Genomic DNA, 14,723 nt, shown 5'->3' with positions numbered 1-14,723 from the left:
CGGGATGGAACAGACCTGGCAGGTGACGGCCATCAAATATGCCGACCGGAACACGCGGACGCGGCAGGATTCCTTCATTCTGGACGACGACCATGCCAGCCCCCATGCCATGGACTATTTCCTCTGGGTCCTTCAGTCCGACCTGGGCACCATCCTGGTGGACACCGGCTACGACACGGCGGAGGGGGCCCGGCGCGGGCGCCCGGTCCTGCGCGATCCGGACGTGGCGCTGCGGGCAGTGGGGGTCGACCCGGACGCGATCGAGACCGTCATCATCACCCATATGCATTACGATCATGCCGGCGGGCTGGACCGGTTTCCCAATGCGGTATTCCACATCCAGGAAGCGGAGATGCAGTACGTCACCGGCCCCTGCATGTGTCATCCGCATCTGCGCTATCCGTTTTCGGCGGAGCATGTCTGCCAGATGATCCGAACGCTCTATGACGGTCGGGTCCGTTTCCACGATCAGGAGGGAAATATTGCGCCCGGCGTAACGGTCCACCGTATCGGTGGCCACACAAAGGGACTGCAGGTCGTCCGGGTCCGCACATCCGCAGGCTGGATGGTCCTCGCCTCCGACGCCTCACACTATTACGAGAACTATCTGAAGGGGAAGCCGTTCCCTATCGTCGTCGACCTGCAGGAAATGCTGGACGGCTTTCAAACCGTGCAGCGCCTCGCCTCATCGCCTTCCCTGGTGGTTCCCGGCCACGACCCTCAGGTGTTCGACCTCTTCGCGGCGACGGAGGGGCTGCCGGACTTCGCCCGGCGCCTGGATCTTGGTCCCGTCCGGTCGGTCGATGCGTAGGGGCGTGCGATGATCCTGGGCTGCATCGGAGACGACTTCACCGGATCCAGCGATCTGGGGCTTACGCTGGCCAATGGCGGCATGCAGGTTACCCAGTATTGCGGCGTGCCGACGGGCGCCGCCAATCCGTCGGTCGACGCGGGGGTGGTCGCATTGAAAACCCGGACCTGCCCGGTGGACACGGCCGTGTCGGACAGTCTGGCCGCGCTGCGCTGGCTGCGCGATCAGGGCTGCCGCCGGTACTTCTTCAAGTACTGTTCCACCTTAGATTCGACGCCCGAGGGCAATATCGGGCCGGTGATCGACGCGCTGATGTCGGAACTGAACGCCAGACGGGCGCTGGTGTGCCCGGCCTTTCCGGCGAATGGCCGCAGTGTCTATATGGGGCATCTCTTTGTCGGCGATACGCTGCTGAGCGACTCCGGCATGCGTGACCATCCGCTGACGCCGATGCGCGATTCCGACATTCGGCGCTGGCTGGCGCAGCAGACCTGCCAGTCCGTCGGACATGTGCCGCACAGCATTGTCTCACAGGGCAGGGACGCTATCCGGACGGCGCTGGAGGCGGAGGGAACGGCAGGCCGGCCCATCATCGTCGTCGATGCGATCTCTGATGCCGACCTTCGGGAGATCGGCCTGGGCCTGTCCGAGGACACGCTGATCACCGGCGGATCGGGGATCGGTCTTGGCCTGCCGGAAAGTTTCGGGTCACGCGGGCAGGGGCGCGCCGGGGAATGGCATGGCTTTTCCGGACCGGGTGCCGTTCTGTCCGGTTCTTGCTCCAGCATGACCCGCGCGCAGGTTGGGCGATATGCAATGGCGCATCCGGCATTGGCAATCGACCCGGTACAGATCCTTTCCGGCGCTCAAACTGCCGATACGGTTGCGGATTGGCTGATCGAGCGGCTTGAAGTGGCGCCGATTGCCTATTCCACGGCTGATCCGAAATCCGTTGCGGCGGCGCAGGCGAGCCTTGGAAGGGAGAAATCGGCGAACCTGATCGAATCTCTTTTCGGCGTGGTTGCGCAGAGGCTTCGCGATGCTGGTGCCAAGCGTCTGGTCGTGGCCGGTGGGGAAACCTCCGGGGCGGTCGTATCGGCGCTTGGGCTCTCTGAGCTACGGATCGGTCCTGAAATCGCGCCCGGCGTGCCGGCCATGTCGGACGGCGCAGGCGGCCTGTCTCTGGCGCTGAAGTCGGGAAACTTCGGTGATACGGACTTCTTTGAAACCGCCCTGACGGTTCTGGAGGGCGGGATATGAGTGAGGAATCGCGACTGCGAGAGAATCTCTGCGGCTGGGCCCGGTCGATGTTCGATCGGGGGCTGACCGGCGGGGCTTCGGGCAATATTTCCCTGAAGCTTGAGGACGGACGAACCCTGGTCACGCCGACCGGATCGAGCTTCCGGAATCTGGATCCCGCCAGCCTCTCTGAACTGGATGCCGACGGGCGTCACATCGGCGGGATGAAGCCGACCAAGGAACTGGCGCTCCATCGCGCCTTTTATGAGACACGGTCGGCTGGCGCTGTCGTGCATCTGCATTCCAGCCATGCGACCGCCGTATCGGCCCTGCCCGAAATCGATCCGGACAACGTGCTGCTGCCGGTCACGGCCTATTCAATCATGCGGTTGGGGCGGGTGAAGCTTCTGCCATACTTCATGCCGGGCGATCCCGCCATGGGGGAGGCCGTGCGCGGGCTGGCCGGGAAGCACAGCGCGGTCCTATTGGCCAATCATGGTCCGGTGGTCGCCGCACGCGATCTGGACGCTGCCGTCTTCGCCATGGAGGAGTTGGAAGAGACGGCGAAATTGATGCTCATGCTGCACGGCAGAAATCCCAGACTGTTGACGCCGGAAGACGTAGAACGCCTGATGGAGCGCCCGGTCTGACCGCATGAAGCGGACCTTTTCGGGTTGCCTGTCCAGCGGCGTCGTCGTCAGGCGACCGTCAGACATTCAGCGCCCCCGAGGCACCAATCCCCCATTGATTGCCGTCTGACCGAACCGGTCGGAACTGCCGGCCCGTCCGCCCTGTTCGTCAATTGCGATGGACGCCGGTTAATCCGGATTAACGAAACTGATTGACGGTCAACGATTGCGAAATTATAACAAACGTTAGATAAAAAATTGTACGAGATCGTTATGTGGGGAAACGCCGTTCCTGACCGCGCTGAGCAGCAGGAACTCAAACGCAAGGCCATCATCCGCGCGGCGGCGAAGGTCTTCTCCAGACGGGGAAGCCACGGTGCGAAGCTGGATGATGTCGCGCGCCAGCTGGGCGTGTCGGCGGCGGCGCTTTACCGCTACGTCTCCAACAAGAACGACCTCATCCTGGCCTGCCACGAAGAGGCGATGGAAATTGCCGAACGTGCCCTGAACGAAGGGGCGGCCGTGGGCCGGAACGGGCTCGAGAAAGTGCGCCTCAGCCTGCGCAACTATCTGGTCGTCATGATGGCGGAACTCGGCGTGCCGGCCCTGATCCTGGAAGAGAACGTGCTGGAGGGGCCGGCTGCGGAGCGGATCTATGCCCTTCGCGATGATTACGAACGCCGCCTGCGAGGCTTGATAGAGGAAGGGCGTCGGGACGGTTCGATCCTGGATCTGGAGCCGAAGGTCGCTGTGTTCACCCTGCTGGGGGCCGTGCACTGGACCGCGAAATGGTATCGCGAAACCGGCACCTGGAACCCCGAAGACGTATCCGACGCCATCATTGAAATCGCCACCCGCGGCCTTGCCGCCGATCCGGACAGACATCTCTCCGCAACGCTGCATGCGGCGCGTCGGATGGATGCCGGTCCGACGTCAATCTGAAGGAGCCCTGCGCATGAATTTCGACCTGACCCCTGAACAGAAGGAATTGAAGCAGGCGATCCACGATTTCGCCCAGGCCGAGATCGCGCCGCGTGCCGAAGCGCTGGACCGGGAAGGGGTTTTTCCCGTCGACCTGTTCCAGCGCCTGGGGGAGATGGGTGTCCAGGCGATTCCCTTTCCCAAAGAACTTGGCGGTCTGGGGCTGGGCGTGTTCGAGGCGGTCCTGGCACTGGAAGAGATTGCCCGGGCCGATCAGTCGCTCGCAGTTTCTGCCATGGTGTCGATGGCAACCGGCCTGACGGTCGCGCGCTACGGCACCGACGAACAGAAGGCGAAGTGGCTGCCCGATATCATCTCCGGCCAGAAGATCTGCTCCATTGCCGGTACGGAGCCGGATGCGGGGTCGGATACCGGCGGATTCAAGACCCGCGCGACGGAGCTTGGGAACGGCAGCTGGTCGCTGACCGGCGAGAAGGCCTTCATCACCAATGCCGGCACACCGATCTCGTCCTTCACCCTGATCCTGGCGGTCAGTTCGCCGAAGGATGCGGAGAAGAAGAAGTTCACGCTGTTCCTTACTCCGAATGACGCGGACGGATACAGTCGGGGCAAGCTGTACAACAAGATGGGCTGGAAAAGCTCCGACACGCGGCCGCTCTATCTTGAAGACTGCGTTCTGGGGCCGGATTCCGTGGTGGGGGAACCGCATTCCGGGCGCTATCTGCTGCACAAAGGCTATCAGGCGGCGCGGCTGTTTCTGGCGGCCAGTTCGCTCGGCCTCGCCCAGGCCAGTCTGGACCACGCGATCTCCTACGCTCAGGAGCGTCAGGCGTTCGGCGGGCCGATCGGCCGACTGCAGTTGATCCAGGAAATGGTCGCCAAGATGGCGCTGAAGACCGACAGCGCACGGCTGGTGACCTATCGCGCCGCCTGGCAGGTCGATCAGGGGATCGATGATCTGGGCGCGCTTTCCATGGCCAAGCTGCACGCCACCGAAGTCGGGTCGGAGGTCGCCAATCTGGCGATCCAGGTTTCCGGCGGCTGGGGCTTCATGGATGACTGCCCGCCATCCCGCTATCTGCGCGACAACCGGATCTGCACCATCGGCGATGGATCCAGCCAGATCCAGACCATGCTGATCGCACGCGCCTGCGGGCTCGACGTTCGGTTCTGATTTCCGCGCCGAATGGGTGCCGCAAGAACACCCAGCGCGACAGCCAGGGAGGAAGACAATGGTCCGGGAATCCGGCGCCATACTGGAAGCACGCGATCTGTGCCTGCGATTTGCCGCCGTTGAGGCGCTGCGCGGCGTGTCGCTGGCCGTTGCGCCCGGTTCGGTTCACGCCCTGATCGGCCCGAACGGCGCCGGCAAATCGAGCCTGCTCAATTGTCTGTCCGGCTTCTACCGACCGTATTCCGGATCGGTCCTCTTCAAGGGCGCGGACATTTCCAACCTGTCCCCGCCGGAACGGGCGCGCGGGGGCATTGGCCGCACATTTCAGGGCATTCAGACCTACCCGTCCATGACGGTTCGCGAAAACATCCTGACCGGCTTTCACCCCCGTATGAAGGGCGGGGTCTTCCACGCCCTGTTCCGGACCCCGGCCTCGATCCGTCAGGAAGAGGAATTCGCGGCCAAGGCCGAAGAGATCATCGATTTCCTGGAACTGGAGGAAGTCCGGCACAGCCCGGTCGGCGGCCTGTCCTACGGTCTGCGCAAACAGGTCGATCTGGGTCGGGCGCTCGCCCTGTCGCCGTCGATCCTGATCATGGACGAACCCATGGCCGGGATGAGCCCGGAAGAGAAGGGCGACCTGGCCCGATTCGTTCTGGATATCCGTGACCGCTACGGCATTCCGGTGGTCCTGGTCGAGCACGACATGGAAGTCGTGATGGACATTTCCGACAGGGTGACCGTTCTGGAATTCGGGGCTGTCATTGCCGACGGCACGTCGGATCAGGTCGCGGCGGATCCCCGTGTCGTTGCGGCCTATCTCGGCGGCGATGCCCTGACGGAGGGCGCGGCATGAAGGGCATCCGGCTCCAGGCTCAGGCGGTGGCCTTGTCGCGCGGGTCATGCGGACGGACGCTGCCGCAGATACTGCGAGACAATGCGGCGGAAATGGCGGGCGACACCGCGATCCGGTCCAAGCGGGCGGGATTGTGGCGCAACCTGTCCTGGGCGGATCTTCACCAGAGGGTGTGCAGAACGGCTTCCGCACTGTCCGGCCTCGGTCTGAGGCGCGGCCAAGTCCTGGCGCTGATCAGCGAAAACCGGGAAGAGGCGTGGATCACGCAGATGGCCACCATTGCGCTGGGGGCGGTTGCGGTGAACATCTATCCCGACGCCACGGTCGATGAAATCGCCTATGTGCTGGATCACTCCGGTGCCCGATTTGCGCTGGGCGAGGATCAGGAACAGGTCGACAAGATCCTGGCCTGCCCCGGTGCCGCGCCGGGAGTCCAACAGATCATCTATGTCGAGCCGAACGGTCTTTGGAACTATACCGACGACCGGCTGATCAACCTCGCGGACGCACAGAACGAAGCTGACATCGACCAGACTGCACTGGCGCGGATCGATGAGAGCGTCGATGCCGCCGTTCAGGGCGACGTCGCGGTCTATTGCTATACATCCGGCACGACAGGTCGCCCGAAGGCGGCGATGCTGGATCATGCCTTCATCCTCGACAATGCCTATCGTCTGATGGGGGCGCTGGGTATCCGGCCGGGCGGCAATTATCTGTCCTACATTCCGCCGGCCTGGGCGGCGGAACAGTTTTTCGGCGTTGCGCTGCCGATGTTGGCGCCTCTGGTGCTGCATTTCTCGGAAAAGCCTGAAACCGTGAAGGGCGACCTGCGAGAGATTGGCCCGGAATTCCTGATGTTCACCCCGCGCCAATGGGAGTTGCAGGCAAGCGACGTCGAAGCCCGCATGATGGATGCCCCGGCATGGCGACAGAAACTGTTTGCCTGGGGACTGAAGCAAGGAACGGCGCGCGCGTCCGGTAAGGGGGGCGCCTTCGATCGGCATGTCCTGTGGCCGCTGGCCGATCAGTTGGTGCTGAAAGGCGTCCGCGATCTGCTGGGGCTGACCCGCGCCAAGGCGGTTCTGTCCGGCGGATCGGGCCTGTCGGCGGAACTCTTCGGCCGTTATCGCGCCTTCGGCGTGCCACTGGGCAATCTCTACGGCAGTTCCGAACTGGGGCTGATCGCGACCCACCGGCCGGGTGACACCAACCCGGAAACGATGGGGCAGCTTATGCCGTCCGACCCGTCCATCGCCCCGCCGATGGAAGCCTGGGTCGATCCCGACGGTCAACTGCGCCTGAAGGTGCGGGCTTTCTCCGGTTATCTCGACAATGCCGAGGCGACCGCCGAGATGGGAACAGGCGATGACGGCTATCGCACCGGCGATGCCGTGCGGCTGGACGAAAACGGTCAGCTGATCTTCCTCGACCGAGTCAAGGATCTGCGCAAGCTGTCGACCGGACAGCCCTATCCGCCGCAATTCCTGGAGAACCATCTGCGTTCCGCCGCGATGATCCGGGACGCCATCGTGATCGGCGACGAAAGCCGCGACAGGGTGGTGGCGCTGATCAATATCGACATGGAAATCGCCGGCCGTTTTGCGGAACGGTCGGGCCTCGCCTTCGGGACCTTCTCGGAACTCAGCCAGCTTCCACCCGTGCGCGCCGAAATCGCGCGGGCGGTCGCACGGGTCAACGCCATCGTCGACGCCGGGGCGCGCATCGCCGCCTTCGCCAATCTGCCGAAGGAACTGGATGCCGATGAGGAGGAACTGACCCGCTCCCGCAAGCTGCGGCGCGAGGCGATCGAGACGAAATATGCCGCGCTGATCGACGGGCTCTACGGCGACGCGGAGGTCGCGCCCATCGATATCGACGTGACCTATCAGGACGGACGGAAGAGCCGTCTGCGCGCCAATGTCGCGATGAACCGGATGGAGGCCGCGCAATGATCGAATTTTTCCAGATCCTGATCGAAGGCGCTCTGGTCGGGTTGGTCTACGGGCTGGTCGCCATCTCCTTCGTCGTGATTTACCGCGCCTCGAAGATCATCAACCTGGCTCAGGGGGAGGTGCTGGTCTTCGGCGCCTTCATGTTGTGGACCTTTACCGAGGGCGCGGCGGGGGTCGGCTGGGACATCCCGCTGCCGGTCGCATTGTTGCTGACGCTCGGCGCCTGCACGGTCTTCGGCGTGACGGTCGAACGCACGATTTTCCGGCCTCTGATCGGACAGTCTGCCTTCACGATCTTCATGGCGGGTGTCGCGTTGCTGATCCTGCTGCGCGGTCTGGCCCAGCTGATCTGGGGTGCGGAATCGCGCTCCGCGCCGGTCATCCTGCCCGAGGGCGCGATTGAGATCGGGCCGTTTCTGGTCAATTCCCGCCTGCTGATCGGGGCGATCTTTACCCTCGTCCTGACCCAGGCCCTGCATGTCTTCTTCACCCGGTCGCGCCTCGGCCTGCGGCTGGCGGCGGTGGCGGAGGACCATACGACGGCCCTGTCGCTCGGCGTGTCGGTGCGGCAGGCCATCGGTGTGGCCTGGGTGCTGGGTACCGTCGTCGCGGCGGCGGCCGCGGTGGTGCTGCTGTCCGGCTCCATCCTGTCGCTGGAAGTCGCGGTCATCGGGTTCAAGGCGCTGCCCGTCGCCCTGTTGGGCGGCATGGAAAGCATCCGGGGTGCGCCGTTGGCCGGGCTGCTGATCGGCATTCTGGAAGTCCTCGCCTCGGCCTATCTGGACCCGCTCACCAATGGCGCGGCATCGGGTGTCCTGCCCTATGCGGTGATGATCGCGGTTCTGCTCATTCGTCCCTACGGCCTGTTTGGCTGGCGCAAGATTGAAAGGCTCTGAACGATGCGGCCCACCGGAATCTGGTTCGAGACCTATGCCGGCGAAGCGGGTGTCCTTCAAACGAGACGCTCCCGAATCTGGCTGGGTCTGCTCTGCCTCGGCCTGCTGGTCCTGCCCCTGATCGCAGGACCCTGGCTTCTGGGGGAGATGACACATCTCTTCATCACCCTGATTGCCGTCTATGGGCTGTTCGTGACGGTCGGCATGGCCGGTCAGATCAACATCGCCCAGTCGGCCTTTGTCGGGGTCGGTGCCTTCGCGGCGGCGAAATTCGCGGGGCTGGGGCTGCCCTTCTGGCTCGCGGTTCCCGCGGCGGCGCTCGTGACGGGCATGGTGTCGGTGATCTTTGCCCTGCCGGCCGCCCGGGTGCGCGGCTTCTATCTGGCGCTGACCACGCTGGCGGCGCAGATCATCTTCCCGATCGTCATTCTGGCCCTGCCGATGTCCTGGCTGGGCGGGCTGGTGGGCATGCCGGTCCCTGCGCCGGACCTGTTCGGGCTCAATCTGGCGACGCCGGCGGGGTTCTACTACCTGGCCTTTGCCTTCGCCGTACTGGCGGTCTGGACCGGGTTCAATCTGCCAAGATCGCGTTTCGGTCGCGCCCTGCGTGCGGTCCATGACAACGATACGGCGGCCGGCGTTCTGGGGATACCCGTCACCCGGATCAAGATCGAAGCCTTCTTTGCCGGCGCCCTCTATGCCGGGGTGGCGGGCGCCATCCTCGCCTATTTCCTGCAGTTCGTGACCGTGTCCAGCTTCACCCTTTTCACGTCGGTTTGGTATCTGGGCATGCTGATCGTCGGCGGCATTCACACGCCGCTGGGCCCGATCCTGGGCGTGGTCTTCGTCACGCTGGTTCAGGAAAGCCTGCACGCAGCGGCCAATGCCTTCATGCAATCCGGCGCCTTCATGGGGGGAGGGGCGGTCTTCGCGCTCAGCTCCGTCGTGCTCGCACTGTGCATCCTGATCGCGCTCATCTTCGAGCCGCGCGGCCTTGCGCATCTCTGGCACACGGCGGTCACCGGGTTCCGGCTATGGCCATTTCCGCGCAACTGACCGCGCAACGGACCGCTATGGGACAAGAACAGGATCAGACCCCGGCGAACGGGGCGGGTTATCCGAACAACAGAGGAGGAAACACGTGATGAAGCTCAAGTCGATGATATTGGCGGGCGCGACCGCGTTCTGCCTAGCGGGTCCCGCTTCGGCGGAAACCTACGTGATGACGGCCAGCGCCGATTATTCGGGTCCCTTCGCCGATGTCATGCCCGATGCCATGGCCGGTCTGAAGGCCATGGTTGCCTATTGGAACAAGGAAGTCGGCACCGGCCTGGATGTCGAGGTGGATCTGAAAATTCATGACATGCGCTATGACAGCGCCGTCGTCGCCAAGACTTGGCCGGCGATCCTTTCGTCGGAAAACCCCGTCATGCATCTGGGCTTCGGGTCGCCGGATATGGTTACGCTGATGGGGCGACTGCCGAACGACAAGGTGCCGATGCTGCTGGGCACTGCGATGGTCGGCCTGGTCTGGAAGCCGGATGGCTGGCATTTCTCCATCCGGCCGACCTACAGCCACGAGTTCGCGGGTCTGTTCTCCGACCTGCAGGCGAAGAAGGGCGATGTCCTTAAAATCGCGGCGGTCTCCACCCAGAACCAGGCCGGCTTCGTCGATCAGGTGAACGGTGTGAAGCAACTGGCCACCCAGTATCCGGACCGGTTCGAGGTGACCAGCGTGCAATGGGCCGACACTTCGCCGGTGTCGCTTACCCCGCAGGTGCGTTCGGCCCTGGCCGACGGGCCGGACCTCGTCCTGGTCGGCGGTACGACGGCGCAAGTCATCGCGACCGCCAAGGCGATGCAGGAACTCGGGCAGACCGTTCCGATTGTCGCGTCGACCCATAACGGCCTCTATGAATCGTCGAAGGGCATCGCGCTGGATCAGCTCGACGGGTCCTACAGCGCCTTCAGTTTCGCTGCGCCGGGCAAGGCGGATCTGCCGATCCGGGACGTGTTCGAGGAGTACAAGACCGACGGCAAATGGGGTCTGATCACGGCCCAGGCCAGCGCCCAGGCCATTCTTGCCCTTCGAGTTCTGGAAAACGCTGTTGCTGCGGTGGGCAAGGACAATGTCACCGGTCAGGCGATGTACGACGCGCTGATGGCGCATGAATACAGTGAGGAGCAGCTGCTGGGAGCGCTCCCGACGCTGGACTTCGACACCTCCGCGCCGTTCCCCGTCGGAGACATCAAGGCCACGGCCGAAGTCGTCAGGAATGGCCAGATCGTGCCTGCCGATACCGGCTGGATCGATGTCCCTCAACTCGAGAAGTGGTGAACCGGGTCATGACGCTTACCCTCGCCAACGTGGATGTCGTCTATAACGGCGTGATCCAGGTACTGCGCTCGACGAATATCGAGGTTCGCGAGGGCCAGATGGTGGTTCTTCTCGGCGCCAATGGTGCCGGGAAGACGACCACCCTCAAGGCGATTTCTTCCTTGTTGCATTCCGAACTGGGGGAGGTCACCGCCGGACGGATCACATACAAGGGCAAGGACATAGCCAATGCGGATCCGTCCGATACGGTGCGCGACGGCATTGTTCAGGTGCTGGAAGGGCGCCGCGTCCTGGGGCATCTGACGGTGTTGCAGAACTTGATGGTCGGCGCTCATCTGCGGGCCGACCGGTCTGCTGTAAAGGCCGATCTGGAACGGGTCTATGACTACTTCCCCGCCCTGCCGCCGCTGCTGAACCGCACGGCTGGATACCTGTCGGGCGGCGAAATGCAGATGGTGCTGATCGGCCGCGCCCTGATGGCCCGGCCCGAACTGCTGATCCTTGATGAGCCGTCCATGGGCCTTGCTCCGATCCTGGTTCAGCAGCTTTTTCAGACCATCGGGCGCATCAAGCGCGAAGAGGGGCTGACGGTGCTTCTTGTCGAGCAGAACGCTCGCGCCGCCATCGCGCAATGCGACTACGGCTACATCATGGAAGGCGGGCGCATCGTGCTGCATGGCGACCGCGAACAGCTTCAGGGCAATCAGGACGTACAGGAATTCTATCTCGGCATGTCAGGTGCGGCGGACCGACCGAGCTATCGTGACGTGAAGCACTATCGCCGCCGCAAGAGGTGGCTGGGATGACAACGACAGCTCAGAATTCCCGCCTGACCCGTCTGGCCCAAGTCGCTGAAGAGGCCGCCCGGCATGCCCCGGCATTCGCCGCGCGGCTGCGCGATGCCGGGTTGTCCGCGAAGGACCTGGCTGCACCTGGTGGTCTCGACCGGTTGCCGGTTCTGAAGAAGGAAGGGCTGATGGCGCTGCAGGCCGCGGACCCGCCTTTTGCCGGTTTCCTGTCCTGCCCGATGGAAGAGGTCGATCACATCTATGTCTCCCCGGGGCCGATCTTCGAACCGGTTCTGAAAGGGCCGGGGCGCGGCTGCGGGTTCGATCTGATGTTTCGTGCGGCGGGGATCGGCCCCGGGGATATTGCCCTGAACACCTGGAACTATCATCTCGTGCCGGCCGGTCTGCTGTTCGGTCAGGGTGCCCGCGATGCCGGGGCCAGTGTCATCCCGTCGGGGCCGGGACAGACGGACCTGCAAGTCCAGTTGATGGCGCGGGCCGGCGTGACCGCCTTTCTGGGGTCGACCGCCTATTTCGAAACGGTCGCCGCGGCCTTTGCCGAGCGTTATGGCGGGACGAAGGGTGTTTGGTCCCTGACCCGAGCCTTCCTGGGCGGGGAGCCCGGGGACTGGTACGGCAAACGACGCCGGTTGGAGGACGCACACGGAATTTCGACGCATGGCGGATACGGCACCGCCGATGTCGGTCTGGTCGGATACGAGGAGGATGATCGTCCCGGCTACTCGGTGCATCCGGAACGGCTGGTACAGATCTGCGATCCGGAGACGGGCTCACCTCTGGAACCGGGGGTGCCGGGGGAGGTCGTCGTCTCCACCCTGGCACGGGGTTGGCCGATGATCCGTTTCGGCACCGGTGATCTGGCACGGGCAGAATCCTTCGCACAGGACGGCTTTGCCGCGCGGATCGGCCCGATTGAAGGGCGGGTCGGCGCTGGCGTAAAGGTAAGGGAAATCTTCATCTATCCGGCCCATCTCAATGCGGTAACCACGCGGCTGGACGGATTGGAGTCGGTCCGGGCATGCGTCACGCGCCAGCATGGGCGCGATCACATCGCCCTGGAATACCGGGGGCGTACTCTGCCTGAGACGGCAATTGAAGAGGCATTCCGGACCGTGACGCGCCTGCGGGCCGATACGGTGACCCGCGTTGATGCCTTCACCATAGAGACGGACATCGACGATGCGCGCCGGTTCTGAGCTATTCGGCGCCGACCACCACGCCGTCGCGGACCAGGGCTTCGATCTGCGCCGGGTCGACGCCCCAATGCGCGAGGATGTCGGGGTCGCTGCGGCTGGCAGCCGCGGCCGGTGTCGAGATGTCGCCCGGCGTGCCTTCAAAACGTGGGGCAGGCGCCGGCTGCACCACGCCGTCGACGGTTCGGAAAACCCCCCGTTCCTGGTTGTGGGGGTGGTGCGGTGCCTCGTCCAGCGTCAGGACAGGCGTTACGCAACCGTCCGTACCGTCGAACAGGGCGACCCAGTGGTCGCGCGGCTGCCCTGCGAAGCGGTTGGCGAGCGTTTCCGTGCAGTAGACCTCGTCCTCCGGGATGTCACTCCGGAAGCGCGGATCGTCCAAGAGGTCGAGTTTTTCGAGCAGTACCTTGCGGAACCCCGGCTCGATCGCACCAACCGCGATCGGCAGTCCGTCGCCGCAGACATAGGTCCGATAGTAGTGGCGACCGCCATCCAGAACATTGTTTCCCGCCTGGACATCGTGCAGGCCCATCGCCGCCAAGGCGGACAGCAGGGTATAAAGATTGGCGGTGCCGTCGACCATGTTGGCGTCGACCACTTGGCCCTGCCCAGTCGCTCTGGCGTTCAGTACGGCGGCCAAACAGCCGATCACGGCGAACAGTGCGCCGCCTGCCATGTCGCCGATCAGCGGCGGGATTCCGGGCGGCAGCTTGCCGTCGCGGGCGAAAAGGGACAGTGCGCCCGACACCCCGATATAGTTCATGTCATGGCCGGCCATCCGGGCCATCGGTCCACCCTGACCCCAGCCGGTGACCCGAACGTAGGACAGGGCGGCATTGCGGGTGAGGCAGGGTTCCGGACCGAGCCCGAGCCGTTCCATGGTGCCGGGCCGGTAGCCTTCCAGCAGCGCATCGGCCTTCCCGATCAGGTCCAGTACCAGATCGCGTCCGGCCTTGGTCTTCAAATCGACACGCACCAGACGTCGGGAGCGGTAGAAAATCGATGCCTTTTCCATGGCCGAGAAATCGAGCGTCGGGCCAACGGCCGGATACCCGCCGGGACGGTCGATGCGCAGTATTTCCGCGCCCATGTCGGCCAGGATCATGGCGGCATAGGGAACCGGGCCGATTCCGGTCATCTCGACAATGCGGACGCCTGTCAGCGGTCCCTTACGCTCGGTCACGGGCGGCTCCCTCAAATACGATGCGATAGAACTGGTTCGTCAGGTCTTCCAGGCTGCGACCCGGCGGCAGTCGCCATTCCAGTGTCCAGTTCAGCGTGCCGAACAAGGTCATGCGCAGGAAATGCGGGTCGATTCCCTCGGCCAGGGCGCCCGCATCCTCGGCCTCTTTCAGCAGTTGTATCCAGACGGCGTCGTAATCTTCCCGGACCTTTCGAAGTCGATGTCGGATTTCCGGGGGCACATGGGCGAAACAGCGAATATGCGCCGACGCGTAATCGCTTTGTTCATGCAGGGTGCGCAGGTGGCATTCCATCGCGATGCGCAGGCGTTCCATCGGGCCGGCATCCCGCGCCGCGTCCAGGGCCGCGCCCACACTTTCCTGAACATGGACCACCCCTTCGGTCAGGATCTCCTCGACCAGGCTCTCCTTGTTGTCGAAGTGGTAGTACAGGCTGCCGGCCTTCATTCCGACGGCTTTGGCGATCTCGCGCAGAGATGTCGACGAGTATCCCCGTTCCACCAGGAGCCGGGCCGTCCGGTCCAGAATGGTTCGCCGGGACACATCACGAAGCCGGGCCTTACGGGGGGCGTCGGACTGGGGCATCGGAACTCCTCATGCCGTGGCTGAATTGCGTAGGCCGCTGTCTACACCAAACGAACGTTAGGTAACAATATTTTTCCAGAAAGGAACTGTTAGGGGC

General features: G+C 63.9%; 14 protein-coding genes. 12 read left to right on the top strand and 2 right to left on the bottom strand.

Annotated elements, in window-relative coordinates:
- The first annotated feature begins 4 nt into the window (after positions 1-4).
- The 12 genes from R8L07_02055 to R8L07_02000 all read left to right on the top strand — a co-directional run bounded on the left by R8L07_02055 (position 5) and on the right by R8L07_02000 (position 12,842).
- Positions 5-811, top strand: a complete 807-nt coding sequence (locus tag R8L07_02055; GenBank protein ID MDW3204299.1) for an N-acyl homoserine lactonase family protein — start codon at positions 5-7, stop codon at positions 809-811.
- A gap of 9 nt (positions 812-820) precedes the next feature.
- Entirely contained in the window at positions 821-2,071 is a 1,251-nt protein-coding gene (gene otnK / locus R8L07_02050; protein MDW3204298.1) for a 3-oxo-tetronate kinase, read from the top strand.
- The gene (gene otnC, locus R8L07_02045; protein ID MDW3204297.1) at positions 2,068-2,700 is read left to right on the top strand and encodes a 3-oxo-tetronate 4-phosphate decarboxylase; all 633 of its coding nucleotides are present in this window, start codon (positions 2,068-2,070) and stop codon (positions 2,698-2,700) included. The genes otnK and otnC overlap by 4 nt, the downstream gene beginning before the upstream one ends.
- Positions 2,701-2,952: 252 nt before the next feature.
- Positions 2,953-3,621 (top strand): TetR/AcrR family transcriptional regulator, encoded by a 669-nt coding sequence (locus R8L07_02040; GenBank protein MDW3204296.1) that lies wholly within the window; start codon positions 2,953-2,955, stop codon positions 3,619-3,621.
- Between the two features lie 13 nt (positions 3,622-3,634).
- Positions 3,635-4,795: an acyl-CoA dehydrogenase family protein gene (locus R8L07_02035; protein ID MDW3204295.1), complete on the top strand. Its 1,161-nt coding sequence runs from the start codon at positions 3,635-3,637 to the stop codon at positions 4,793-4,795.
- 58 nt (positions 4,796-4,853) lie between these two features.
- Positions 4,854-5,651, top strand: a complete 798-nt coding sequence (locus R8L07_02030) for an ABC transporter ATP-binding protein (GenBank protein ID MDW3204294.1) — start codon at positions 4,854-4,856, stop codon at positions 5,649-5,651.
- Complete coding sequence (locus tag R8L07_02025; protein ID MDW3204293.1) at positions 5,648-7,603, top strand: AMP-binding protein; 1,956 nt, start codon at positions 5,648-5,650, stop codon at positions 7,601-7,603. Before R8L07_02030 ends, R8L07_02025 begins: the two co-directional genes overlap by 4 nt.
- Positions 7,600-8,499, top strand: coding sequence for a branched-chain amino acid ABC transporter permease (locus R8L07_02020; GenBank protein MDW3204292.1), 900 nt, complete (start codon positions 7,600-7,602; stop codon positions 8,497-8,499). The genes R8L07_02025 and R8L07_02020 overlap by 4 nt, the downstream gene beginning before the upstream one ends.
- A gap of 3 nt (positions 8,500-8,502) precedes the next feature.
- Positions 8,503-9,555 (top strand): branched-chain amino acid ABC transporter permease, encoded by a 1,053-nt coding sequence (locus R8L07_02015; protein MDW3204291.1) that lies wholly within the window; start codon positions 8,503-8,505, stop codon positions 9,553-9,555.
- A gap of 88 nt (positions 9,556-9,643) precedes the next feature.
- Positions 9,644-10,837, top strand: a complete 1,194-nt coding sequence (locus R8L07_02010; protein ID MDW3204290.1) for an ABC transporter substrate-binding protein — start codon at positions 9,644-9,646, stop codon at positions 10,835-10,837.
- An 8-nt stretch (positions 10,838-10,845) separates the two neighbouring features.
- Positions 10,846-11,643 carry an ABC transporter ATP-binding protein gene (locus R8L07_02005; GenBank protein ID MDW3204289.1) on the top strand — a complete coding sequence of 266 codons (798 nt, stop codon included), beginning with the start codon at positions 10,846-10,848 and terminating at the stop codon, positions 11,641-11,643.
- Complete coding sequence (locus R8L07_02000) at positions 11,640-12,842, top strand: phenylacetate--CoA ligase family protein (GenBank protein ID MDW3204288.1); 1,203 nt, start codon at positions 11,640-11,642, stop codon at positions 12,840-12,842. The genes R8L07_02005 and R8L07_02000 overlap by 4 nt, the downstream gene beginning before the upstream one ends.
- Before the next feature lies 1 nt (position 12,843).
- On the opposite strand, the gene R8L07_01995 is transcribed toward R8L07_02000, so the two are convergent.
- Positions 12,844-14,022, bottom strand: a complete 1,179-nt coding sequence (locus R8L07_01995; GenBank protein ID MDW3204287.1) for a CaiB/BaiF CoA-transferase family protein — start codon at positions 14,020-14,022, stop codon at positions 12,844-12,846.
- Complete coding sequence (locus R8L07_01990) at positions 14,009-14,626, bottom strand: TetR/AcrR family transcriptional regulator (protein MDW3204286.1); 618 nt, start codon at positions 14,624-14,626, stop codon at positions 14,009-14,011. The genes R8L07_01995 and R8L07_01990 overlap by 14 nt, the downstream gene beginning before the upstream one ends.
- Positions 14,627-14,723 lie beyond the last annotated feature (97 nt).

The sequence above is a fragment of the Alphaproteobacteria bacterium genome, from assembly GCA_033344895.1.
GTDB lineage: Bacteria > Pseudomonadota > Alphaproteobacteria > UBA8366 > Aestuariispiraceae > Pacificispira.
Note: the sequence above shows the minus strand (reverse complement) of the source record. Positions and strands in the feature narration are given on the sequence as shown.

Coding starts and splice junctions, on each gene's coding strand:
- R8L07_02040 (MDW3204296.1), top strand. CDS start 2,953: ATGTGGGGAAACGCCGTTCCTGACCGCGCTGAGCAGCAGGAACTCAAA.
- R8L07_02010 (MDW3204290.1), top strand. CDS start 9,644: ATGAAGCTCAAGTCGATGATATTGGCGGGCGCGACCGCGTTCTGCCTA.
- R8L07_02000 (MDW3204288.1), top strand. CDS start 11,640: ATGACAACGACAGCTCAGAATTCCCGCCTGACCCGTCTGGCCCAAGTC.
- R8L07_02025 (MDW3204293.1), top strand. CDS start 5,648: ATGAAGGGCATCCGGCTCCAGGCTCAGGCGGTGGCCTTGTCGCGCGGG.
- R8L07_02015 (MDW3204291.1), top strand. CDS start 8,503: ATGCGGCCCACCGGAATCTGGTTCGAGACCTATGCCGGCGAAGCGGGT.
- R8L07_02020 (MDW3204292.1), top strand. CDS start 7,600: ATGATCGAATTTTTCCAGATCCTGATCGAAGGCGCTCTGGTCGGGTTG.
- R8L07_02005 (MDW3204289.1), top strand. CDS start 10,846: ATGACGCTTACCCTCGCCAACGTGGATGTCGTCTATAACGGCGTGATC.
- otnK (MDW3204298.1), top strand. CDS start 821: ATGATCCTGGGCTGCATCGGAGACGACTTCACCGGATCCAGCGATCTG.
- R8L07_02030 (MDW3204294.1), top strand. CDS start 4,854: ATGGTCCGGGAATCCGGCGCCATACTGGAAGCACGCGATCTGTGCCTG.
- R8L07_02055 (MDW3204299.1), top strand. CDS start 5: ATGGAACAGACCTGGCAGGTGACGGCCATCAAATATGCCGACCGGAAC.
- R8L07_01990 (MDW3204286.1), bottom strand. CDS start 14,626: ATGCCCCAGTCCGACGCCCCCCGTAAGGCCCGGCTTCGTGATGTGTCC.
- otnC (MDW3204297.1), top strand. CDS start 2,068: ATGAGTGAGGAATCGCGACTGCGAGAGAATCTCTGCGGCTGGGCCCGG.
- R8L07_02035 (MDW3204295.1), top strand. CDS start 3,635: ATGAATTTCGACCTGACCCCTGAACAGAAGGAATTGAAGCAGGCGATC.